The organism is Afipia massiliensis (assembly GCF_014203115.1).
GTDB classification, from domain to species: Bacteria; Pseudomonadota; Alphaproteobacteria; order Rhizobiales; family Xanthobacteraceae; genus Afipia; species Afipia massiliensis.
On record NZ_JACHIJ010000003.1, the window covers coordinates 539,049 to 561,871 of the forward strand.

Sequence of the window (22,823 nt, forward strand, 5' to 3'; positions counted from 1 at the left end):
CAACGCAGATTGAGACAAGCCTGATTTAACGTCGGCTAATCAGACTTTAGGACTTACTCTTTCTGCGGAACAAAGCCTCGATCATGTAAGCCACCTGCCTTGCGCCGTGCGGCACGAGGAAGATGACGACGAACAGCAGCACGCCGAACACCGCGCCCGACAGGCCCTTCGAGATGTGTTCCGCCACGTTCGGCACGAACACGATGAAGGCCGAGCCGACCAGCGAGCCCGGCAGCCAGCCGACGCCGCCGACCACCATGCCGAGGAAGATCGCGATCGCCAGCTGAATGGTGAAGCTGTCGGGGGCCACGAACTGCACGACGATGGCGCCGAGCGCACCGGCGATGCCGGTGAACGCCGCCGAGATGCCGAACGCCAGCGTCTTGTACATCGGCAGATCGACACCCATCGCCGAGGCGGCAATCGGGTTGTCGCGGATCGCCATCAGGGCGCGGCCGGACCGGCTTCGCAGCAGGTTGACGGCCAGGATGTAGATCACCGCCGAGACGAACAGCGTGAAGTAATACAGCCACATATCCTGCGACATCTTCAGGCCGAACGGAGCGTCCGGCTTGGTGATGACGAGGCCCTGCACGCCGCCGGTCCAGTGTTCGAACGCACCGAGCTTGAGCAACTGGGGCATCGCCACCGCGAGCGCGAAGGTCGCGAGCGCGAGGTAGACACCCGAGAGCCGCAGCGCCGGGAAGCCGAACAGGAAGCCGAAGATGAAGCAGATGATGCCGGCGGCCGGCAGCGTCAGCGCGTAGTTGACGCCCATATGCTCCATCATGATGCCGGCGGTATAGGCGCCGACCGCGTAGAAGGCGCTTTGGCCCAGCGAGAACTGCCCGCTGCCGCCGGTCAGAATGTTGAGGGCCAGGATGGCGATGGCGTAGATCAGCACCATCGTCATCTGGAAGATGATGAAGTTCTTCACGAACAGCGGCGTGAGAACCAGCAGTGCCAATAACACCAGTGTTGCGGTGGTGCCGACCGTCATCGACTTCTTCGACGGCGCGGCGACCGCTGCGGGCTGGGAGACTGAGTCCTGAACTGTGCTCATGATTAAACTCGCTGTACGATGGCGCGGCCAAGCAAGCCGGACGGTTTGATGACAAGCACGATGATGATCAGTGCCAACGCGATCGGCAATTTCAGTTCATTGCCGACACCCGGAATGTAGGTGCCGACGAGGTTCTCGAAGACTCCGACCAGGAAGCCGCCGATCACCGCGCCGAGCGGGCTGGAGAGGCCGCCGAGCACCGCGGCCGCGAAGCCGTAGAGCAGGATGCCGCCCATCATGTTGGGCTCGAGGAACACCACCGGAGCAATCAGCATACCGGCGATGGCGCCGATGGCGCTCGCCATGCCCCAGCCGAGCGCGATCATCCAGCTGGTGTTGATGCCGACGAGGCGCGCGGATTCCGGCAGCGAGGCCGCCGCCCGCATCGCAAGACCGATGCGCGTGTAGCGGAAGAACACGAACAGCAGGATCAGCAGCACCAGCGTGACGCCGATCATGCCGGCCTGATGGGTCGAGATCAGCTGGCTGCCCAGGAAGCCGGATGAACCGAACGGCGAGGGGAACTGCTTGATCGTGAAGTCCCAGGTCAGGCCCGCGACGCTGTTGAGGATGGCGAACAGCGCGATGAAGCCCGCCACCTGCGCCAGGATAGGTGCGTTGGTGAGCGGCTTGAACAGCGCGCGTTCGATGATGATGCCGCCGGCGAACGAGATGGCGAGCGTCAGCACGAAGGCTGGCCAGAAGCCCAGTCCCCACTGCATCAGCTGCCAGGCGATGAAGGTCGAGAACATCGCCATTTCGCCCTGGGCGAAGTTGAGGTGGTCGATCGCCTGATAGATCATGACGATGGCCAGCGCCATACAGGCGTAGATCGCGCCTGTGGCAATGCCAGCCAGGACTTGGTTGGTAAACAGTTCCATGGCTGTGTCCTCAGTATCCGAGATACGATTTGCGGATGTCTTCGTTGTTCGCGATTTCCTTCGCGCTTCCCGACATCACGATGCGTCCGGTTTCGATCACATAGGCCTTTTCCGCGAGTTCAAGCGCGAGCTGGGCGTTCTGTTCGACCACCAGGATCGTCACCTTGTCCTCGCGGTTGATCTTGCTGAGAATGCCGAACAGGTCGCGCACCACCAGCGGAGCGAGGCCGAACGACGGCTCGTCGAGCAGCATCAGCCGGGGACGCAGCATCAGCGCACGGGCGACCGCGAGCATCTGCTGTTCACCGCCCGACAATGTGCCGGCCTGCTGGGTGTGGCGCTGCTTGAGCACCGGGAAGTGCGCATACATGCGCTCGATGTCGTCCGGAATGTTCTTGGTGTCGCTGCGCGAGATCGCGCCGAGCTGCAGGTTTTCCTCCACCGTCATGTTGGTGAAGGTGCCGCGGCCCTGCGGAACATGCGCAATGCCGAGACGGACGACGTGTTCGGTGGACAAACCGGTCAGCGGCTTGCCTTCGAACTCGATATTGCCCGTCGAGCGGATCATGTTGCAGATCGCGCGCAACGTCGTGGTCTTGCCAGCGCCGTTGGCGCCGAGCAGCGTGGTCACGCTGCCTTCGTTGAGCGAGAACTCAAGGCCGTGAAGGGCCTGGATCTGGCCGTAATAGGCGCGCAGATCCTTGATTGCCAGCATGCTCATTGGTCCTTGCTCCCCAGATAGGCCTTGATGACGTCGGGGTCGGACTGCACCTGGGCTGGCGTGCCTTCAGCGAGCTTCTTGCCGAAATTCAGCGCGACGACGTGGTCGGCGATCTTCATCACGAGGCCCATGTGGTGTTCGACCAGAAGGACCGTGATGTGGCGTTGATCGCGGATGCGACAGATCAGGTCGCCGAGGACATAGACTTCCTCGTGGTTGAGGCCGCCCGCGGGCTCGTCCAGCAGCAGGATCTTCGGCTCGGCGGCGAGTGCGCGGCCAAGCTCGACGCGCTTCTGCGTGCCGAAGGGAAGGCCCGCGACTTCGCGGTCGGCGACATCGTGCAACTCGAGATAGTCGAGGATTTCATGAACCTTCGCGTTGAGCTTGCGCTCTTCCTCGCGAACCCATGGCAGTTTCAGCGCGTCGCTGACGAAATCGCTCTTGGTGCGGCAATGACCGCCGATGCGGATGTTGTCGCGCACCGTCAGCCGCGGAAACAGCGCCACGTTCTGGAACGTGCGCCCGATGCCGGCGGAGGCAATCTTCTGCGGCTGATGATGAAGGATGCTTTCACCCTCCAGCAGAATCTCGCCCTGGCTCGGCTGATACAGCCGGCTGAGACAATTGAAGAGCGTCGTCTTGCCGGCGCCGTTCGGTCCGATCAGGCCGAGAATCTGGCCCTTCTTCATATCGAACGAGACGCCGTTCAACGCGATGATGCCACCGAATACGACGCTGACGTCGCGAACGGTGAGCAAGGGGGCATGCCCCTGCGCTTGTGCCTGCATCATACGTTGATGTCCCGGCAAGACCGGGACGCGCCCGAACCCTGCGTGAAACCGCAACGACGGCGGTTATTTGTTCCCCTCGGCGATACGTGCAACTCTTCCTCCTGGTGGTTTCATTTTTGATGCAATCAGTTTCTTGTTTTTGTGATCCGCGCGCGACGTGATCGGCTGCGGTCTCAATGCTCCTTACCATCGTAACGCGACGAGGTCCAACATAGTTCTTTTATAGAACCTTAAGTGGATTTTGTGCAGGTACATCCGCGGCTTGCATGCAGAGCGTGCCTCCGTATGCAAAATCCGCAGGACTACCTGATCCCCTCGGCGATACGTGTGACTTTTCCCCCGGTTGTTTTGACTTTTTTGACGACTGGTTCTTTGCCTAGCGTGCCGCGCCCGATCGATCCGGTCATCGCGATTTCGATATTTCTCACCATCGCCACCAGGCGAGGCCCGATATCGTTCTTTAAAAGAACTTCGCTGAATTTGAAGGCCGGCGCGCCGCAGTTGAAGGCATACGGCCCGGTTCCATCATTCAGTTTCAGCGCAACGCCGACGGCGTGAATGTCGCTGTGCCATTCGCCCGCGGACATTGCGAAGCCGTGCTTCGCAACGCATTCGCCGGCGCGTTCGATGCCGTCGCGGATCTTCGGCCAGTTGGGGCCGGTGTGTTCCTTGATCTCGCGCATCAATGTTGCGCGCTCTTCGTCCGGCAATGCCCACAGATAGGCGCGGCCCATGGCCGATGTCGCGATCGGCACCCGCGATCCGACGTCGAGCAGCACGCCGACGGTTAGTTCGCTGCGGCTCTGTCCGAAATAGATCATGCTCAGCCGGTCGCGCGCGCCGATGGCGACCGCGCCGCCGGTTTCGCGCATCAGTTGATCGCGGTAGGGGTCCGACAGGTGGCGCACGCCCATGTTCGCGAGCGCCGAGTAGCCGAGCGCCATCGCGGCAGGCGCGAGTTGATATTTCTCAAATCGCGGAACCGGGGTCAGATAACCGAGCTTTGTCAGTGTGTATGTCAGCCGCGAGATCGTCGGCTTCGGTAAATTCGTGCGCGCTGCGATTTCCTGGTTTCCCAGCAGTCCATCGCTGGGACGAAACGCGCGCAATACATCAAGCCCTCGCGAAAGCGCGATAACAAAGCTGCGATCAGTCGCAGGTTTCTTCGGAGGCCGCTTCATTCGTAAAAAACCGCATATGTGGTCTTCGTTGACAAAGGACGTGCTTCAAAATATCCCTCCGTGTCAAGATGTGGAATTTAATTCCGCAGTGCGAAATGCTTGAAAAACAAGCGCTACCAAGGAGAGTTGTGTGAGCGAAGTGGTCAAGGTGGAACGTCGCGACGCGGTTGCAATCGTCATTGTCAACAGCCCTCCGGTGAATGCGCTCAGCGCTGCGGTGCGCAAGGGTATTGCGGACGGTGTGAAGAGTGCTCAGGCAGATGACTCGGTGAAAGCCATCGTCATTGCGTGCGCCGGACGTACATTCATCGCGGGCGCGGACATCACCGAATTCGGCAAGCCGCCACAGTCGCCCAGCCTTCATGAAGTGATCGAGGTTATCGAGAATTCCTCCAAGCCGGTGGTCGCCGCCATTCACGGCACCGCGCTCGGCGGTGGTCTTGAACTCGCGCTGGGCTGCCACTTCCGCGTTGCCACCAAGGACGCCAAGCTCGGCCTTCCCGAAGTGAAGCTCGGCCTGCTGCCGGGCGCAGGCGGCACGCAGCGCTTGCCACGCGCGGTCGGTCCTGAAATGGCCGTGGCGATGATCGTCGGCGGCAATCCGATCAGCGCCGCTGAAGCGCTCAAGAACGGATTGATCGAAGAAATCATCGACGGCGAACCCGCCGTCGGCGGCGAGGCCTTCGCGCGCAAGGCGCTGGCCGAGAAGCGTCCGCTGCGCAAGCTGCGTGACGACGATTCCAAGCTCGCCGCGGCCAAGGCCGACAAGTCGATCTTCACCAACGCAGCCGCTGCGGCAAATAAGCGCAACAGGGGTCTGGAAGCGCCGCTCGCCGCCGCAGAGGCCGTGAGCCACTCGCTCGACCAGTCGTTCGATCAGGCGCTCAAGTCCGAGCGCGAACTGTTCCTGAAGCTCATGAACGGCGATCAGTCGAAGGCGCAGCGCTATGCGTTCTTCTCGGAGCGTGAAGCCGCCAAGGTATCTGGTGTGCCAGATGGCACCAAGCCGCGCGACGTGAAGCAGGTCGCCATCATCGGCGCCGGCACCATGGGCGGCGGCATCGCGATGTCATTCGCCAATGCCGGCATTCCGGTCACCCTGATCGAGACCGGCGACGAGCAGCTCAAGCGCGGCCTCGGCATCATGCAGAAGAATTACGAAGCCACCGCGGCGCGCGGCGGCATTCCGGCGGACGCGCCCGCCAAGCGCATGGGTCTGATCAAGGGCGTGGTCGGCCTCGAAAACGTCAAGGATGCTGACCTCATTATCGAGGCCGTGTTCGAAACCATGGCGATCAAGAAGGAAGTGTTCGGCAAGCTCGATCAGTTCGCCAAGCCCGGCGCTGTTCTTGCCACCAACACCTCGTACCTGAACATCAATGAAATCGCCGCCATGACCAAGCGTCCGCAGGACGTGCTGGGCATGCACTTCTTCTCCCCGGCGAACGTGATGAAGCTGTGCGAAATCGTCCGCGGCGAAAAGACTGCGCCGGACGCGCTGATGACCGCGGTGGCGATTGCCAAGCGCATCGCCAAGGTTCCGGTGGTGGTCGGCGTTTGCGACGGCTTCGTCGGCAACCGCATGCTCGCCGCCCGCGGCAAGCAGGCCGAGAAGTTCCTGTTCGAAGGCGCGCTGCCGCAGCAGGTCGACGCGGTGGTCACCAAGTTCGGCATCCCGATGGGCCCGTTCGCGATGGGCGATCTCGCCGGTCTCGACATCGGCTGGCGCTCGCGTCAGGACCGCGGCATCAAGTCGGAAATCGCCGACGCGATCTGCGAGGCCGGACGCTTCGGCCAGAAGACCGGCAAGGGCTATTACAAGTACGAGGGCGGTTCGCGCTCGCCGTTGCCGGATCCGGAAATCGATAAGCTGATCGAGGAAACCACCGCCAAGCTCGGCCTCAAGCGCCGTCAGATCAGCGACGATGAAATCCTCGAGCGCATGATGTATCCGATGATCAACGAGGGTGCGCGCATTCTCGAAGAAAAGATCGCGGCCCGCCCGAGCGACATCGATGTGGTCTGGCTGTACGGCTACGGCTGGCCGATCTACCGCGGCGGTCCGATGTTCTACGCCGACAGCGTCGGCCTCAAGCACATCGCGGACCGGCTGTCGTTCTACGCCAAGCAGACCAACGATCCGTCGCTCGAGCCGACGCCGCTGCTCAAGCGTCTGGCCGACGAAGGCAAGACATTCGCGTCCCTCGCCAAGGGGTAATCCCATGACGCGGCCGGGCGAACAGTATTATCCGGAGGGTGTGCGCTGGGATTCCCCAATCCCGCGCGGCACCTTGCCGGATTTGCTGGCGAAGGCGGCTGCGGATTTCGGCTCGCGCGTTGCGATCGAATTCCGCGACCGGCCCATCTCCTTTGATGGGCTGCAGGATATGGTCGATGTCGCTGCGTCGGCGTTTCTCCGCGCCGGTTACGGCAAGGGAGCGTCGATCGCATTGTTCCTCGGCAATTCACCGGATCATCCGGTGAATTTCTTCGGCGCGCTGAAAGCCGGCGCGCGCGTCGTGCATCTCAGCCCGCTCGACGGCGAGATCGCGCTCACCCATAAACTCAAAGACTCCGGCGCGCGCATTCTCGTCACCAGCAATCTGGCGACGCTGCTGCCGACCGCGCTGAAGTTCTTCGAGAAGGGCCTGCTGGACAAACTGATCGTCTGCGAGGACGAGACCTGGGGCGATGTCGGCAATCCGCAGGCTGCAATCCCGGCGAACTCCGCCATCGTCACCTTCAGGGACTTCGTCAAGGACGCGCAGCCGCCTGCGACATGGCCGCAGATCGATGCCGACGACATTGCGCTGCTGCAATATACCGGCGGCACCACCGGATTGCCCAAGGGGGCGATGCTCACCCACAGCAATCTGACATCGGCCGTCTCGATTTATGACGTCTGGGGCGCGAAGCAGAAGGCGGAGCGCAACGCCATCGAGCGCGTCATTCTCGTCCTGCCGCTGTTTCATATCTATGCGCTCACCGTCGTCCTGCTGCGCACGCTGAAGAACGGCGACACCATCTCGCTGCATCAGCGTTTCGATCTTGAAGCCGTGATGCGCGATATTGAAGTGAAGCGCGCCACCGCGTTCCCTGGCGTGCCGACCATGTGGATCGCCATCGCCAGCCTGCCTGATTTGGACAAGCGCGATCTGTCGTCGCTGGTCTATGCAGGCTCGGGCGGTGCGCCGCTGCCGGTGGAAGTCGCCAAGGTGTTCGAACGCAAGACCAAGCTCGCATTGAAAAGCGGGTGGGGCATGACCGAGACCTGCTCGCCCGGCACCGGCCATCCGCCGGAAGGCCCGGAGAAGCCGGGCTCGATCGGCCTGATGCTGCCCGGCATCGAGATGGATGTGGTGTCGCTGGACGATCCGAAAAAGGTGATGCCTGTCGGCGAAACCGGCGAAATTCGCATCCGCGGCCCGAATGTCACCAAAGGTTACTGGAATCGCGAGGCGGAAACCGCCGAAGCCTTCGTCGGCGACCGCTTCCTGACCGGCGACATTGGTTATATGGATAGCGACGGCTATTTCTATCTGGTCGACCGCAAGAAGGACATGATCATCTCCGGCGGCTTCAACGTCTATCCGCAGATGATCGAGCAGGCGATCTACACCCACCCGTCGGTTCAGGAAGTCATCGTGATCGGCATTCCCGACGACTATCGCGGCGAAGCGTCCAAGGCGTTCGTGACGCTGCGCGCGGGCGCGGAGCCGTTCACCATCGAGGACCTGCGCGCATTCCTCACCGGAAAACTCGGCAAGCACGAATTGCCGGTGGCGGTCGAATTCCTTAAGGAGTTGCCGCGCACCAGCGTCGGAAAACTCTCTCGCCACGAATTACGCAACCAGCAACGCCATCAACCGCAACAACCCAAACTTGCAACAGGAGGTCGTTCATGACCCAGGCCGTTATCGTTTCCACCGCCCGCACCCCGATCGGCAAGGCCTATCGCGGCGCTTTCAACAACACCGAAGGCGCGACGCTGCTCGGTCATGCCATTGAGCACGCCGTCAAGCGTGCCGGCGTCGATGGCGCGGAAATCGAGGACGTGGTGATGGGCGCCGCCATGCAGCAGGGTGCGACCGGCGGCAACATCGCCCGCAAGGCAGCACTTCGCGCCGGTCTTCCGGTGTCGGTCGCCGGCACCACCATCGACCGCCAGTGCGCATCGGGCCTTCAGGCCATCGCGCTTGCCGCGCGTTCGGTGATCTACGACGGCGTCGAGATAGCCGTTGCCGGCGGCGGTGAATCGATCAGCCTCGTGCAGAATGAACACGCCAACAAGTTTCACGCCGTCGATCCTGAACTGATGAAGATCAAGGGCGACGTCTACATGGCGATGCTCGACACCGCCGAAGTGGTGTCGAAGCGCTACGGCATTTCGCGTGAGCGCCAGGACGAGTACTCGCTGGAGAGCCAGCGCCGCACCGCAGCTGCGCAGCAGGGTGGCCGCTTCAAGGACGAAATCGCGCCGATGACCACCAAGATGGCGGTCGCCGACAAGGTCACCAAGGAAATTTCGTTCAAGGACATCACCCTGTCACAGGACGAAGGTCCGCGTCCGGAAACCACTGCTGAAGGTCTCGCAAGCCTGAAGCCGGTGCGTGAAGGCGGCACCATCACCGCCGGCAACGCCAGCCAGCTCTCCGACGGCGCCAGCGCCGCGGTGATCATGAGCGATACCATGGCTGCCAAGAAGGGCCTCAAGCCGCTCGGCATTTTCCGCGGCTTCGTTTCCGCCGGCTGCGAGCCGGACGAAATGGGCATCGGTCCGGTGTTTGCGATTCCGCGCCTGCTCAAGCGTCACGGTCTCAAGGTCGAGGACATCGACATGTGGGAACTGAACGAAGCCTTCGCGGTGCAGGTGATCTATTGCCGCGACAAGCTCGGCATCGATCCGGAGAAGCTCAACGTCAACGGCGGTTCGGTCGCGGTCGGCCATCCGTACGGCATGACCGGTTCGCGCCTCGCGGGCCACGTGCTGGTCGAAGGCCGTCGCCGCAAGGCGAAGTACGGCGTGGTGACGATGTGCGTCGGCGGCGGCATGGGTGCTGCCGGCCTGTTTGAAATTTTGCAGTAAAAACGATCGTCGTCCCGGCGAAGGCCGGGACCCATACGGCGCGGACTGACTGTTTGGCATGGTGGTGGACATCTCTTTCGTCCACTCTTGCCAGGGGTTATGGATCCCGGCTTTCGCCGGGACGACGCGCTGAAAGATGGTGCCAATAATTACGAGTTTGATCGCCCAAGGAGGGTCCAATGGATCTCAGTTTCAGCAAGGAAGAACTCGCGTTTCGCGACGAGGTGCGGACCTTCTTCAAGGAAAATCTTCCCGCCGACATCCGCCAGAAGCTGGTGGAAGGCCGCCACACGAGCAAGGAAGACATGGTCAACTGGCAGCGCATCCTGAACAAGAAGGGATGGGCGGTGCCGCATTGGCCGGTGGAATACGGCGGCACCGGCTGGTCGTCGGTGCAGCAGTACATCTTCCTCGAAGAGCTGCAGGCCACGCCCGCGCCATCGCCGCTGCCGTTCGGCGTCAACATGGTCGGGCCGGTGATCTACACCTTCGGCAACGAAGAGCAGAAGAAGCATTACCTGCCGCGCATCGCCAATCTCGACGACTGGTGGTGCCAGGGCTTCTCCGAGCCGGGCGCTGGCTCCGATCTCGCCTCGCTGAAGACGACCGCCAAGCGCAAGGGCGACGTCTACGTCATCAACGGCCAGAAGACCTGGACCACGCTGGCGCAGCACGCCGACTGGATTTTCTGTCTTTGCCGCACCGACCCCGATGCGAAGAAGCAGTCGGGCATCTCGTTCATCCTGTTCGACATGAAGTCGCGCGGCGTCACCGTGCGGCCGATCCAGACCATCGACGGCGGCGTTGAGGTCAACGAAGTGTTCTTCGATGACGTCGAGGTGCCGGTGGAGAATCTCGTCGGCGAGGAGAACAAGGGCTGGGATTACGCCAAGTTCCTGCTCGGCAACGAGCGCACCAATATCGCGCGCGTCGGTATGTCGAAGGAGCGTCTGCGCCGCATCCGCGATCTCGCCTCCAAGGTCGAGTCGGAAGGCAAGCCGCTGATTCAGGATTCCCGCTTCCGCGACAAGCTCGCTGCGACCGAGATCGAGCTGAAAGCGCTCGAACTGACGCAGATGCGCGTCGTCGCCAACGAGCGCAAGAACGGCAAGGGCAAGCCCGATCCGGCATCCTCGATTCTCAAGATCAAGGGCTCCGAAATTCAGCAGACCATCACCGAGCTTCTGCTGGAGATCACCGGACCGTTCGCGCTGCCTTATGCGGACGAACACGACAAGAGCAACGAGGAAGCAAGCTGGGCGACGACAGTTGCGCCGGGCTACTTCAATTATCGCAAGGTCTCCATCTACGGAGGCTCGAACGAGATCCAGCGCAACATCATCACCAAGGCCGTGCTGGGTCTGTAAAATTTCATACGCCGTCATGGCCGGGCTTGACCCGGCCATCCACGTCTTGCTTCGGGAAACGAAGACGTGGATGCCCGCGACAAGCGCGGGCATGACGATTTGTTTCGTTGATGCATCGGCACAAGGCCGGATGCAATTGGAGGCAGGTAATGGATTTTGATTTGTCCGAGGAGCAGCGGCTCCTGAAAGATAGCGTCGACGGCCTGCTGGCTGGTTCCTACGATTTCGATCAGCGCAAGAAGTACGCCAAGGAAAATGGCGGCTGGAGCAAGACGGTTTGGAACAAGCTGGCCGAGCAGGGCCTGCTGGGTCTGCCGTTCTCCGAAGCAGACGGCGGCTTCGGCGCGGGCGCGGTGGAAACCGCCCTCGTCATGGAATCGCTCGGCAAGGCGCTGGTGCTCGAGCCTTATCTGGCGACTGTCGTTCTCGGCGGCGGCTTCCTTCGTCACGGCGGCTCGGCCGAACAGAAGGCCGCGCATATTCCCTCGATCATCGACGGCAGCAAGACGCTGGCGTTCGCCCAGCTTGAGAAGAACTCGCGTTACGATCTCGCGGACGTCACCACCACCGCCAAGAAAAAGGGCGCGGGCTGGGTGATCGACGGCGAGAAGTTCGTCGTGCTGCACGGCGAGACGGCGGACACGCTGATCGTCAGCGCGCGCACCAAGGGCAGCCAGCGTGATCGCAGCGGCATCGGCGCGTTCCTGGTGCCGGCGAAAGCCAAGGGCGTCACCGTCAAGGGTTATCCGACCCAGGACGGCATGCGCGCGGCGGATATCCGTTTTGAGGGTGTCGAGGTCGGCGCGGACGCTGCAATCGGTGATCCCGAGAACGGCCTGCCGCTGATCGAGCGCGTGGTCGATGAAGCGCGCATCGCAATGTGCGCCGAAGCTGTCGGCGCGATGGACGAGTCGCTCAAGTCGACGGTGGAGTATCTCAAGACCCGCAAGCAGTTCGGCGTCGCGATCGGCCAGTTCCAGACCCTGCAGCATCGCGCGGCGGACATGTTCGTCGCGCTGGAGCAGGCGCGCAGCATGTCGATCTTCGCCACCATGGCCTCCGATTTCGAGGACGCCAAGGAGCGTTCCAAGGCGGTTGCGGCAGCGAAGGTGCAGATCGGCAAGTCGCTGAAGTTCGTCGGCCAGCAGGCGATCCAGCTTCACGGCGGCGTCGGCATGACCATGGAGCTCAAGATCGGTCACTACTTCAAGCGGCTGACCATGATCGAGAGCACCTTCGGCGACACCGACTATCACCTGCGCCGCGTCAGCGAAGCGGGCAATCTGGTCTGAGGCCGCTTTCCGTCATTGCGAGGAGCATAGCGACGAAGCAATCCAGCCTTGTCACTCTGGATTGCTTCGCTTCGCTCGCAATGACGAACAAAACAAAGAACAATAAAGGGGAGACGCGGCCATGACCAAATCGCCATTCGATCTGGCGGGGAAAGTGGCCGTCGTCACCGGTTCGAGCCGCGGCATCGGCCGCGCCTCGGCGGAACTGCTGGCGCGAATGGGGGCGAAGGTCATCGTCTCCAGCCGCAAGGCCGATGCCTGCGAGGCGGTTGCCGACGGCATCCGCAAGGAGGGCGGCGATGCCCACGTCATCGCCTGCAACATCAGCCGCCACGAGGAAGTCGACGCGCTGATCAACGGCACCGTGAAGCACTACGGCCAGATCGACATCCTCGTCTGCAACGCGGCCGTGAATCCGTACTACGGGCCGCTGCTCGACATCACTGACGAAGCCTTCGACAAGATCATGGGCGCCAACATCAAGAGCAACATTTGGCTCTGCAAGCTGGCGATGCCGAAAATGGCCGAGCGCGGCGGCGGCTCGGTGGTCATTATCTCCAGCATCGGCGGCTTGCGCGGATCGACCGTGATCGGCGCCTACGGCATCTCGAAGGCGGCGGATTTCTCGCTGGCGCGCAGCCTGGCCGGCGAGTGGGGCCCGAAGAACGTGCGGGTCAACTGCATCGCGCCGGGTCTGGTCAAAACCGATTTCGCCCGCGCGCTGTGGGAGGATCAGGACAATCTCAAGCGCCGCACCACGACCACGCCGCTGCGGCGGATCGGCGAGCCGCACGAGATCGCGGGCGCGGTGGTCTATCTTGCCTCCGACGCCTCGACCTTCATGACCGGCCAGACCATCGTGATCGATGGCGGCGTCACCACGGCGGCGGTGTAGATCCGACATCAGTTTTTGAGTTCGTCATGCCCGGCCTTGTGCCGGGCATCCACGTCTTTTATGCGCTCACAACAATAAGACGTAGATGGCCGGGACAAGCCCGGCCATGACGATGCAATGCGCCGCTGCGCCTTGACGCGCGCATCGACAATCGCTTTGTTGCGTTTCGAAACCGAAATGAAAAGCATTCGAGGAAACCGCATGGCGTCCCACATTCTTGCCATCGATCAAGGCACGACATCGTCGCGCGCCATCGTCTTCCGCTCCGACATTTCCATCGCAGCCCAGGCCCAGCAGGAATTCCAGCAGCATTTCCCGGCGTCCGGCTGGGTTGAGCACGAGCCGGAGGACATCTGGACCTCGACCCTGGCGACCTGCCGGGAGGCCATGAGCAAGGCCAATGTCGCGGCCTCTGACATCGCCGCCATCGGCATCACCAACCAGCGCGAAACCACCGTGGTCTGGGACCGCGCCACCGGCAGCGCGGTGCATCGCGCCATCGTCTGGCAGGACCGGCGCACCGCGGAGATCTGCGCCAGACTGAAAGCCGAGGGCCACGAGCCGCTGATCAGCGCGCGCACCGGCCTGATCATCGATCCGTATTTCTCTGGCACCAAGGTGGCATGGATTCTCGATCACGTGCCAGGCGCGCGCGAACGGGCCGAGCGCGGCGAACTGATGTTCGGCACCGTCGACTCGTATCTGTTGTGGCGGCTGACCGGCGGCAAGGTGCACGCCACCGACGCCACCAATGCCTCGCGCACGCTGCTGTTCAACATCCACACGGGTGCGTGGGACGACGATCTGTTGAAGCTGCTGCGGGTGCCGCGCTCGATGCTGCCGGATGTGCGCGATTCATCGGCGGATTTCGGCGAGACCGAGCCGCATCTGCTCGGCGGCGCGATTGCGGTGCGCGGCATCGCCGGCGACCAGCAGGCCGCCACCATCGGCCAGGCCTGCTTCTCGCCGGGCATGATGAAGTCCACCTACGGCACCGGTTGTTTTGCGCTGCTCAACACCGGCACCACGGCGGTGGCCTCGAAGAACAAGCTGCTCACCACCATCGCCTATCAGTTGAACGGCCAGCGCACCTACGCGCTCGAAGGTTCGATCTTCGTCGCGGGATCTGCGGTGCAGTGGCTGCGCGACGGATTGGGCCTGATCAAACACGCCAGCGAGACGGGATCGCTCGCGGACGCCAACGACACCATGCAGTCGGTCTATCTGGTGCCGGCCTTCGTCGGCCTCGGCGCGCCATACTGGAATCCGCGCGTGCGTGGCGCGTTGTTCGGGCTGACGCGCAACACCGGCCCCGCCGAGCTGGCGCATGCCGTGCTGGAGAGCGTGTGTTATCAAACTTTCGATCTGTGGGCGGCGATGCGGGCCGACTGGCCCGAGGCGAAGGAAACCAACACCGTGCTGCGCGTCGACGGCGGCATGACCGCGTCGGACTGGACCATGCAGCGGCTGTCGGATCTGCTCGACGCGCCGGTCGATCGCCCGATGATTCAGGAAACCACCGCAGTGGGCGCCGCCTATCTCGCAGGGCTCGGCGCGGGCGTCTATCCGGAGCCCGCGCGGTTCGCGGATTCGTGGCGGCTGGAGCGGCGCTTCAGACCGAACATGAGCGAGGCGACGCGCGTGCGCAAACTCAAGGGCTGGTCGCAGGCGGTGAAGGGCGTGCTCGCCTCCGATCCTGACGGAGACTGAAACATCGCGCCGAAGCCCTTGCCAATCGGGTGCCTTGCCGGGTGTAATCGTCGCCTATCGGAGACCACCTGATGAACCTGATCGGCCAGTATGATTCTCCCTTCGTGCGGCGTGTCGCGCTTGCGCTGCGGTTCTACGGCATTCCCTTCGAACATACGCCGTGGTCGACCTTCGGCGACGCGGAAAAGATCGCGCTCTACAATCCGCTAATACGCGTGCCGACGCTGGTGCTCGATGATGGCGAAGTGCTGATCGAGAGCACAGCCATTCTGGATTATCTCGACGAACTGGCCGGGCCGTCGCGGGCGCTGATCCCCGATTGCGGCCACATCCGGCGTGAGGTGTTGCACATCTGCGCGCTCGCCACCGGCCTCGGCGACAAGGCGGTGAGCCTGCTCTATGAACGGGTGCTACGAACGGAGCAGTCGCAACGCTGGGTCGAGCGTTGCCGGTCGCAGATCGCTGGCGTGTTTGCTGGCCTTGAAGAAGATCGCACGCGGCACAAGACGCGGTTCTGGTTCGGTGACCAGATCACCCACGCCGACATTGCGGTGGCCTGCGTCATTCGTATCGCGCACGAGATCGATCCTAGCTTGTTCGAGGAGAAGCGTTATCCCGCACTCGCTCGTCACGCCGAGACCTGCGAGGCGTTACAACCGTTTCAAGATATCGTGCAGCCGCTCGCTCCGCCGAACTGACATAAGCCGAACTGACATAATGAAGGGTGGCCGGAAAGATCCGGCCACCCTGTATGTCGATCAGTCGTTACTGGCAAATGTTCCGCGTGCCTTTGATGAACGTGCCCGGCTCACACATGAAGCCGTTGCGCGCTGCATAGTTTGACGAATACGGCATCGCGACACCGTTGTAGCTGTAGGTGTCCACATAGCCCGGGCCGTAGGCATAGCTGTCACGGTAAGGCCCGCCGAACGGGGCGGTTGCGATGGCGCCAGCGGTGCCGACCGCCGTCGTGGCGACCGCGCCCGCGGTACCGATCGCGCCGCCGACGACGTCAGCCGGCCAGAAGCCGGTGCTGCGGTTGTCCCAGCCGCGGTCGTTGCGGGCGTCTCTGCGAACTTCCATGCGATCCGGTCCGGCCGCTCGCATATAGGCCCCATCGCGGCCCGGCATACGGGCACTCTGCTTCATCGGCTTGGAACTGTGCTTCACAGGCTTGATCTGTTTGGATTTGTCGGTCTTGCCTTGCATCGCGGAGCGCGGCTTTGCCGTGTCCTGCGCGAGCGCCGGTGTGGCGACCAGAGCGGTTACAGCCGCAGCAGCGGCGAAAAAGCTCACCTTTTTCATGATCTCTCCTTTTTATGAGGTTGATGTTGGCGGCGCACCAACGCCCCATGCAGAAGGGTGTTCCGGGTTCCATCGTGATTGATGTCACACGCGCGTGAGGAAAGTTCCATCGCGCCATGTTGTGATGTGTGAGTCAATCGTGCCATACCCACAGCGTCGTCCCCGCGAAAGCGGGGACCCATCACCATATTCAGTTTTGATAAAATTGGACGCGTCTGGGCGACCCGACGTATGGGTCCCCGCTTTCGCGGGGACGACTCCTGACAATTTGAGATTGTCGTGTGATTTGTACGAATGTCGCGGCTTTAGTTCGCGATCGCCTGCGCGACCGGCTTGCCGTTCATCCGCAGATGCATCGCGCAGCCGCAGCCCGGCGGATGCTTTGCGAGCGGCAGCGTTGCGACATCGTCTTCGGTCTCGGCCGGCATCTCGCGCGACGGAATGTAGTTGAGGATCGGCGCCAGCCAGCGCTCCATCTCCCCGACCGACATGCCTTTGCGTTCGGCATATTCCTCGACCTGATCCTGTTCGATCTTGCCGACGCCGAAGTAATAACTCTCCGGATGGCTGAAATAGAGCCCGGACACGGACGAGCCCGGCCACATCGCAAAGCTCTCGGTCAGCGTCACGCCCGCGGTGCGTTCCGCATCGAGCAGCTTGAACAGCGTCGCCTTCTCGGTGTGGTCCGGCTGCGCGGGATAACCCGGCGCTGGGCGGATGCCGGCATACTGTTCGAGAATCAGTTCGTCGGTCTTCAGTGCCTCGTCCGGCGCATAGCCCCAGAACTCCTTGCGCACGCGCTGATGCATCCGCTCGGCAAAGGCTTCCGCCAGACGATCCGCCAGCGCCTTCACCAGAATAGACGAGTAGTCGTCATTGGCGTTCTTGAAGCGATCCGCGACGACATCCTCGCCGATGCCTGCCGTGACCACGAACATGCCGATGTAATCCGGCACGCCGCTCGATATCGGTGCGATGAAATCCGACAGCGCGACATTCTTGCGGCCCTCGCGCTTCTCAAGCTGCTGGCGCAGCGTGTGCAGCGTGGTCAGCGGCTTGGTGCGGGCGTCGTCGCTGTAGAGAACGATGTCGTCGCCCTCGGCGTTCGCCGGCCAGAAGCCGATGGTGGCGCGGGCCTTGAACCAGTTTTCCTTAACGATCAGATCGAGCATCTTGCGCGCGTCGTTGTACAGCGAGCGCGCGGCCTCGCCGACCTTCGGATCGTCGAGAATCGCAGGGTATCGCCCGCTCAGTTCCCAGGTCTGGAAGAACGGCGTCCAGTCGATGTATTCGGCCAGCTCCGCCAGCGAATAGTCGCTGAAGCTCTTGATGCCGATGAACGCCGGCTTCTTCGGCTGGGTCTTGGACCAGTCGATGCTGTGTGCGTTGGCGCGCGCGGCGGCGAGCTTGAGCCGCTTCTTGTCCTGCTGCGCCTTGAAGTGTGCAGCTGAAATCTTGGCGTAGTCGGCGCGGACCTCGCGGGTGTATTCCTCGCGCTTCTCGGGTGACATCAGCGACGAGGCGACGCCGACCGCGCGGCTGGCGTCGTTGACGTGGATCACCGGGCCGCGCTTGTAGGCCGGATCGATCTTCACCGCGGTATGGACGCGGCTGGTGGTCGCGCCGCCGATCATCAGCGGAAGATCGAGGCCGAGGCGCTCAAGCTCGGCGGCCATGAACGCCATTTCATCGAGCGAGGGCGTGATCAGTCCGGACAGGCCGATGATGTCGACCCCTTCGGCCTTCGCGGTTTCGATGATCTTGGTGGCCGGCACCATGACGCCGAGATCGATCACCTCGAAGTTGTTGCACTGGAGCACGATGCCCACAATGTTCTTTCCGATGTCGTGAACGTCGCCTTTCACGGTGGCGAGCAGAATCTTGCCGGCGGAGCTGCGCCCGTCGCCGACCACGCCGTTGGCCTTGTTGCGTGCTTTCTCTTCTTCCATGAACGGCATCAGGTAGGCGACCGCCTGCTTCATGACGCGCGCGGACTTCACCACCTGCGGCAGGAACATCTTGCCCGCGCCGAACAGATCGCCGACGACGTTCATGCCGTCCATCAGCGGGCCTTCGATCACGTGCAGCGGCCGCTCGACCGTGAGGCGCGCAGCCTCGGTGTCGGCATCGATATATTCGGTGATGCCGTTGACCAGCGCGTGGCTGAGGCGCTTCGCCACTGGCCACTCGCGCCAGGCGAGATCCTGTTCCTTGACCTGCTTGCCCTTGCCGCGGAATTTTTCCGCCAGTTCCAGCAGCCGTTCCGGCGCGCCGGGATCGCGATTGAGGATGACGTCTTCGCAGACCTGACGCAGTTCGGGATCGATGTCGTCATAGATCACCATCTGCCCGGCATTGACGATGCCCATGTCCATGCCGGCCTTGATGGCGTGATACAGGAACACCGAATGCATCGCCTCGCGCACCGGCTCGTTGCCGCGGAACGAGAACGACAGGTTCGAGACGCCGCCGGAAATATGCGCATGCGGTAGATTCTGCCGGATCCAGCGCGTGGCCTCGATGAAATCGACGCCGTAATTGTTGTGCTCTTCCAGTCCCGTGGCGATGGCGAAGATATTCGGATCGAAGATGATGTCCTGCGGCGGGAAATCGAGCTTCTCCACCAGCAGGCCGTAGGCGCGCTTGCAGATCTCGATCTTGCGCTCGAACGTGTCGGCCTGTCCGACCTCGTCGAACGCCATCACCACCACAGCCGCGCCGTGACGGCGCGCGATGGTGGCTTCGTGCAGGAATTTATCCTCGCCTTCCTTCATGGAAATCGAGTTGACGATGGGCTTGCCCTGAACGCATTTCAGGCCAGCCTCGATTACGTCGAATTTTGAGGAGTCGACCATCACCGGCACGCGGGCGATGTCCGGCTCGGAGGCAACCAGATTAAGAAAGTCGATCATCGCCTGCTTGGAGTCGAGCAGGCCTTCGTCCATGTTGATGTCGATGACCTGCGCGCCGTTCTCGACCTGATCGCGCGCCACCTGAAGTGCTGCAGTGTAATCGCCTTCCTTGATCAGCTTGCGGAAGCGGGCCGAGCCGGTGACGTTGGTGCGCTCGCCGACGTTGACGAACGGGATGTCGGAGGTGAGGTTGAACGGCTCAAGGCCTGACAGCCGCAGCAGCGGCGGAATTTCCGGCACGACGCGAGGCTTGTGCGGCGCGCAGGCGTTTGCGATGGCCCTGATGTGATCCGGCGTGGTGCCGCAGCAGCCGCCGACCACGTTGACCAGACCAGCCTGCGCGAATTCACCGACGAGGCGCGCCATGTATTCGGGTGACTCGTCATACTGGCCGAACTCGTTCGGCAAGCCCGCGTTCGGATAGGCGCAGACCAGCGCATCGGCGACGCGGCCGATATCGGCGATGTGCGCGCGCAGGTCTTCCGCGCCGAGCGCGCAGTTGAAGCCGATGGTGATCGGGTTGGCGTGTTGCACCGAATACCAGAAGGCTTCCGGCAACTGGCCGGAGAGCAGCCGTCCCGATTTGTCGGTGATGGTGCCGGAGATCATCACCGGCACATGGATGCCGCGTGCCTCGGAGATTTCAGCGATAGCGTAAAGCGCGGCCTTCGCGTTCAGGGTGTCAAAGATGGTTTCGACCAGCAGCAGATCAGCGCCGCCGTCGAGCAATCCGTTGATCTGTTCGCTGTATGAAACGCGCAGGTCGTCGAACGTCACCGCGCGGAATCCGGGATTGCCGACGTCCGGCGAGATCGAGGCGGTGCGGTTGGTCGGGCCGAGCGCGCCGGCGACGAAACGCGGTTTGCCGTCCTTTGCGGTGGCGCGGTTGGCGGCGTTGCGCGCCAGTTTGGCGCCGTCGCGATTCAGCTCATAGGCGAGATCGACCATATCGTAGTCGGCCTGCGCGATGGAGGTCGACGAGAAGGTGTTGGTCGCGACGATGTCCGCGCCGGCGTCGAGATAGGCGAAATGGATGTCCTCGATCGCTTGTGGCTGGGTGAGGATCAGCAGATCGTTGTTGCCTTTGACGTCGCGGTGGAAATCCTTGAAGCGCTCACCGCGGAACGCAGCTTCGTCAAATTGCAGGCCCTGGATCATGGTGCCCATCGCGCCGTCGAGCACGAGGATGCGTTCGCGGGCAAGCGCGCGGAATTGGTCGGCGGTCGGAGATGTTTTCACGGTCATGGGATCACGCAGCTTTCTGCGCACCGTTGGGACGAATTCCCAGAAGGTGGCTGATGGCGAACACAAGATCCGCACGGTTCATCGTATAAAAATGAAAATTCTCGACGCCATGCTTGGCGAGCTTCTGCACCTGGCCGGCGGCGACGGTCGCCGCCACCAGCTTGCGCGTTTCGGCATCGTCATCGAGGCCTTCGAACTTGTCGGCCAGCCAGGACGGCACGGTCGTGCCCGCACGGGTGACGAAATTGCGCGCCTGCTTGAAGTTGTGCATCGGCATGATGCCCGGCACGACCGGAATATCGATGCCACGCGCGCGAACGCGGTCGAGGTAGCGAAAATAGAGATCGTTATCGAAGAAAACCTGGGTGATGGCGCGGCTGGCGCCCGCGTCCACCTTGGCTTTCAGCGCGTCGATATCGGCATCGAAGTCAGCGCTCTCGGGATGCTTTTCCGGATAGGCCGACACCGTGACGTCGATATCGGGATAACGCTTCTTGATGCTGGCGACGAGATCGGCCGACGTCTGGTAGCCGTCGGGGTGAGCAGCGTAAGCCGTGCCGATACCGGTGGTGGGATCGCCGCGCAATGCCACGATGTGACGGACGCCGACCTCATGATAGCGCGCGACGACATCGTCAATGTCCGCCTTGGTCGCCGCGACACAAGTGAGATGGGCAGCGGGCGTGAGTTTGGTCTCAGAGAGGATGCGCGCAATGGTCGAATGGGTGCGCTCACGGGTCGAGCCGCCCGCGCCGTATGTCACCGAAACGAAGTTCGGCGTCAGCGGCGCAAGCCGGTTGATGACCTCCCAGAGGTTGTGCTCCATCTCTTCGGTCTTCGGCGGAAAGAACTCGAAGGAAATCGCCGGACGTTTTTGCCCCTGCGATCCGGTCGGGGCGGATGTTTCGCTCGTCACGCTTCTCAACTCCACATGTCGTAAGGCGGTGCGCGGGCCGGATTGGGCTGCGGCCTCCGCGGCGCGGTGTGCCTCCGTTTCGCCCTTTGGGCCGGACCTCATCACCGTTTCGCCTTTACGGGCCAAAGTAAGCGAAACCAGCCATTTCCAACAGCCCATCCACCGGAGATTTCGTATGGGAAATTGCCCACTATAGCTATTTTACCAGAAGGAATTTACCGTCCAGCGGAGCGCTAATGGCAAAGAATTTGGCCGTTTACGCCGTATTTCCAGCTTATTCGCCGATTTTCAAGCCAAATCGAACGAGCGGGCGTGGGCAGATATCTGTAGATTTGATTAATCTGTCATATAGTTGCCCACACATCTGCGGCAAGCCGGCTGGGTGACATGCGCGCCAGCGGTTTGACCGCTGCCCGCGAGCCACTAGCTTGGGCCGCATGACCCCGCTTTCCATCCTCGACCTTTCGGTCGTCACCACCGGCACCAGACCTTCCCAGTCGCTGCGCAACAGCATCGATCTGGCGCAGCATGCCGACCGTCTCGGCTACACGCGCTACTGGCTGGCGGAGCATCACAGCCTCGCCTCGGTGGCGTCTCCCGCGCCCGAGATCATGATCGGACAGATCGCAGCGGCGACGCAGCGTATTCGCGTCGGCTCCGGCGGCGTGATGCTGCCGAACCATGCGCCGCTGATGGTCGCCGAACGATTCAAGATGCTGGAAGCGCTGTTTCCCGGCCGCATCGATCTCGGACTCGGTCGCGCGCCCGGCACGGATCAAACCACGATGCATGCGCTGCGCCAGCGGTTCGATCCGCGCGGCGGCGATGACTTCATCGAACGCCTGATCGAGTTGACGTTATGGGAAACGCGCAACTTCCCTGAGGGGCATCCATATCACAACGTGATCGCCATGCCGGACGATGCACCGCTGCCGCCGATCTGGCTGCTCGGGTCGAGCGACTACAGCGCGCAACTCTCAGCGCAGGTCGGCATGGGCTTCGCGTTCGCGCATCATTTCGCCTCGCACGACGCAGCCGACGCGATGATTCACTATCGCGCGCATTTCAAACCGTCGCATTGGCGCACTGTCCCGCATGCTATTCTGGCGATTGCCGTGATCATGGCCGAGACGGATGAAGAAGCGGACCTGTTGGCGTCCTCGGCCGATCTCAATCGCCTGCTGCGCGACCGCGGGCAATATCGTCCGTTGCCGAGCATCGAGGAGGCGCAGGCCTATCCGTATTCCGACGCCGAACGCGCCAGCATTGCGCGCAACCGCTCGCGGCTGTTCGTCGGCTCAAAGCAAACGGTAATGCAGAACATCTCGCCGCTGATCGAGGCCAGCAAGCCGGACGAGGTGATGGTGATCACGGCGACCTACGATCACGACGCGCGCAAGCGCTCGTACAGCCTGCTGGCGGATGCGTTCGGACTCGGCAGGCAGGCGGCGGCCTAAT

Annotated in this window: 17 protein-coding genes; 9 read left to right on the plus strand and 8 right to left on the minus strand. The window is 62.4% G+C overall.

The features are described 5' to 3' along the window. Window positions 1–46: 46 nt before the first annotated feature. The 5 genes from HNQ36_RS12170 to HNQ36_RS12190 all read right to left on the minus strand — a co-directional run bounded on the left by HNQ36_RS12170 (window position 47) and on the right by HNQ36_RS12190 (window position 4,637). Window positions 47–1,063 carry a branched-chain amino acid ABC transporter permease gene (locus HNQ36_RS12170; protein ID WP_184085367.1) on the minus strand — a complete coding sequence of 339 codons (1,017 nt, stop codon included), beginning with the start codon at window positions 1,061–1,063 and terminating at the stop codon, window positions 47–49. 2 nt (window positions 1,064–1,065) lie between these two features. After that, window positions 1,066–1,944, minus strand: a complete 879-nt coding sequence (locus HNQ36_RS12175) for a branched-chain amino acid ABC transporter permease (protein ID WP_184085369.1) — start codon at window positions 1,942–1,944, stop codon at window positions 1,066–1,068. A gap of 10 nt (window positions 1,945–1,954) precedes the next feature. Continuing rightward, the gene (locus HNQ36_RS12180) at window positions 1,955–2,665 is read right to left on the minus strand and encodes an ABC transporter ATP-binding protein (RefSeq protein WP_184085371.1); all 711 of its coding nucleotides are present in this window, start codon (window positions 2,663–2,665) and stop codon (window positions 1,955–1,957) included. Further along, window positions 2,662–3,456, minus strand: a complete 795-nt coding sequence (locus HNQ36_RS12185) for an ABC transporter ATP-binding protein (RefSeq protein WP_184085373.1) — start codon at window positions 3,454–3,456, stop codon at window positions 2,662–2,664. Before HNQ36_RS12185 ends, HNQ36_RS12180 begins: the two co-directional genes overlap by 4 nt. A 302-nt stretch (window positions 3,457–3,758) precedes the next feature. Next, the gene (locus HNQ36_RS12190; protein ID WP_184085375.1) at window positions 3,759–4,637 is read right to left on the minus strand and encodes an IclR family transcriptional regulator; all 879 of its coding nucleotides are present in this window, start codon (window positions 4,635–4,637) and stop codon (window positions 3,759–3,761) included. 130 nt (window positions 4,638–4,767) lie between these two features. On the opposite strand from HNQ36_RS12190, the gene HNQ36_RS12195 reads away from it, so the two are divergent. From HNQ36_RS12195 to HNQ36_RS12230, 8 genes are all read left to right on the plus strand, one after another. Next, window positions 4,768–6,855: a 3-hydroxyacyl-CoA dehydrogenase NAD-binding domain-containing protein gene (locus tag HNQ36_RS12195; RefSeq protein WP_184085377.1), complete on the plus strand. Its 2,088-nt coding sequence runs from the start codon at window positions 4,768–4,770 to the stop codon at window positions 6,853–6,855. Window positions 6,856–6,859: 4 nt separating this feature from the next. Then, window positions 6,860–8,542 carry a dicarboxylate--CoA ligase PimA gene (pimA, locus tag HNQ36_RS12200; RefSeq protein WP_184085379.1) on the plus strand — a complete coding sequence of 561 codons (1,683 nt, stop codon included), beginning with the start codon at window positions 6,860–6,862 and terminating at the stop codon, window positions 8,540–8,542. Beyond that, a complete protein-coding gene (locus tag HNQ36_RS12205) occupies window positions 8,539–9,723 on the plus strand; it encodes an acetyl-CoA C-acyltransferase (RefSeq protein ID WP_184085382.1) in 1,185 nt (394 codons plus the stop codon). The genes pimA and HNQ36_RS12205 overlap by 4 nt, the downstream gene beginning before the upstream one ends. A 179-nt stretch (window positions 9,724–9,902) precedes the next feature. Next, complete coding sequence (gene pimC / locus HNQ36_RS12210) at window positions 9,903–11,090, plus strand: pimeloyl-CoA dehydrogenase large subunit (RefSeq protein WP_184085384.1); 1,188 nt, start codon at window positions 9,903–9,905, stop codon at window positions 11,088–11,090. Between the two features lie 149 nt (window positions 11,091–11,239). Beyond that, window positions 11,240–12,382: a pimeloyl-CoA dehydrogenase small subunit gene (pimD, locus tag HNQ36_RS12215; protein ID WP_184085386.1), complete on the plus strand. Its 1,143-nt coding sequence runs from the start codon at window positions 11,240–11,242 to the stop codon at window positions 12,380–12,382. Window positions 12,383–12,503: 121 nt separating this feature from the next. Further along, window positions 12,504–13,277 carry an SDR family NAD(P)-dependent oxidoreductase gene (locus HNQ36_RS12220; RefSeq protein ID WP_184085388.1) on the plus strand — a complete coding sequence of 258 codons (774 nt, stop codon included), beginning with the start codon at window positions 12,504–12,506 and terminating at the stop codon, window positions 13,275–13,277. 201 nt (window positions 13,278–13,478) lie between these two features. Continuing rightward, complete coding sequence (gene glpK / locus HNQ36_RS12225) at window positions 13,479–14,987, plus strand: glycerol kinase GlpK (RefSeq protein ID WP_184085390.1); 1,509 nt, start codon at window positions 13,479–13,481, stop codon at window positions 14,985–14,987. A 71-nt stretch (window positions 14,988–15,058) separates the two neighbouring features. Then, entirely contained in the window at window positions 15,059–15,685 is a 627-nt protein-coding gene (locus HNQ36_RS12230; RefSeq protein ID WP_184085392.1) for a glutathione S-transferase family protein, read from the plus strand. A 67-nt stretch (window positions 15,686–15,752) separates the two neighbouring features. On the opposite strand, the gene HNQ36_RS12235 is transcribed toward HNQ36_RS12230, so the two are convergent. The 3 genes from HNQ36_RS12235 to metF all read right to left on the minus strand — a co-directional run bounded on the left by HNQ36_RS12235 (window position 15,753) and on the right by metF (window position 21,365). Next, window positions 15,753–16,292 carry a hypothetical protein gene (locus HNQ36_RS12235; RefSeq protein WP_184085394.1) on the minus strand — a complete coding sequence of 180 codons (540 nt, stop codon included), beginning with the start codon at window positions 16,290–16,292 and terminating at the stop codon, window positions 15,753–15,755. Window positions 16,293–16,597: 305 nt separating this feature from the next. Then, a complete protein-coding gene (metH, locus tag HNQ36_RS12240; protein ID WP_184085397.1) occupies window positions 16,598–20,449 on the minus strand; it encodes a methionine synthase in 3,852 nt (1,283 codons plus the stop codon). Between the two features lie 4 nt (window positions 20,450–20,453). Then, on the minus strand, window positions 20,454–21,365 hold the full coding sequence (gene metF, locus HNQ36_RS12245) for a methylenetetrahydrofolate reductase [NAD(P)H] (protein ID WP_046829757.1): 912 nt from the start codon (window positions 21,363–21,365) through the stop codon (window positions 20,454–20,456). Window positions 21,366–21,802: 437 nt separating this feature from the next. On the opposite strand from metF, the gene HNQ36_RS12250 reads away from it, so the two are divergent. Beyond that, a complete protein-coding gene (locus HNQ36_RS12250; protein WP_184085399.1) occupies window positions 21,803–22,822 on the plus strand; it encodes an LLM class flavin-dependent oxidoreductase in 1,020 nt (339 codons plus the stop codon). The last annotated feature ends 1 nt before the right edge of the window (window position 22,823 follow it).

Coding starts and splice junctions, on each gene's coding strand:
- HNQ36_RS12220 (WP_184085388.1), top strand. CDS start 12,504: ATGACCAAATCGCCATTCGATCTGGCGGGGAAAGTGGCCGTCGTCACC.
- metH (WP_184085397.1), bottom strand. CDS start 20,449: ATGACCGTGAAAACATCTCCGACCGCCGACCAATTCCGCGCGCTTGCC.
- HNQ36_RS12235 (WP_184085394.1), bottom strand. CDS start 16,292: ATGAAAAAGGTGAGCTTTTTCGCCGCTGCTGCGGCTGTAACCGCTCTG.
- pimD (WP_184085386.1), top strand. CDS start 11,240: ATGGATTTTGATTTGTCCGAGGAGCAGCGGCTCCTGAAAGATAGCGTC.
- HNQ36_RS12170 (WP_184085367.1), bottom strand. CDS start 1,063: ATGAGCACAGTTCAGGACTCAGTCTCCCAGCCCGCAGCGGTCGCCGCG.
- HNQ36_RS12250 (WP_184085399.1), top strand. CDS start 21,803: ATGACCCCGCTTTCCATCCTCGACCTTTCGGTCGTCACCACCGGCACC.
- glpK (WP_184085390.1), top strand. CDS start 13,479: ATGGCGTCCCACATTCTTGCCATCGATCAAGGCACGACATCGTCGCGC.
- pimA (WP_184085379.1), top strand. CDS start 6,860: ATGACGCGGCCGGGCGAACAGTATTATCCGGAGGGTGTGCGCTGGGAT.
- HNQ36_RS12180 (WP_184085371.1), bottom strand. CDS start 2,665: ATGAGCATGCTGGCAATCAAGGATCTGCGCGCCTATTACGGCCAGATC.
- HNQ36_RS12190 (WP_184085375.1), bottom strand. CDS start 4,637: ATGAAGCGGCCTCCGAAGAAACCTGCGACTGATCGCAGCTTTGTTATC.
- HNQ36_RS12185 (WP_184085373.1), bottom strand. CDS start 3,456: ATGATGCAGGCACAAGCGCAGGGGCATGCCCCCTTGCTCACCGTTCGC.
- HNQ36_RS12175 (WP_184085369.1), bottom strand. CDS start 1,944: ATGGAACTGTTTACCAACCAAGTCCTGGCTGGCATTGCCACAGGCGCG.
- pimC (WP_184085384.1), top strand. CDS start 9,903: ATGGATCTCAGTTTCAGCAAGGAAGAACTCGCGTTTCGCGACGAGGTG.
- HNQ36_RS12205 (WP_184085382.1), top strand. CDS start 8,539: ATGACCCAGGCCGTTATCGTTTCCACCGCCCGCACCCCGATCGGCAAG.
- HNQ36_RS12230 (WP_184085392.1), top strand. CDS start 15,059: ATGAACCTGATCGGCCAGTATGATTCTCCCTTCGTGCGGCGTGTCGCG.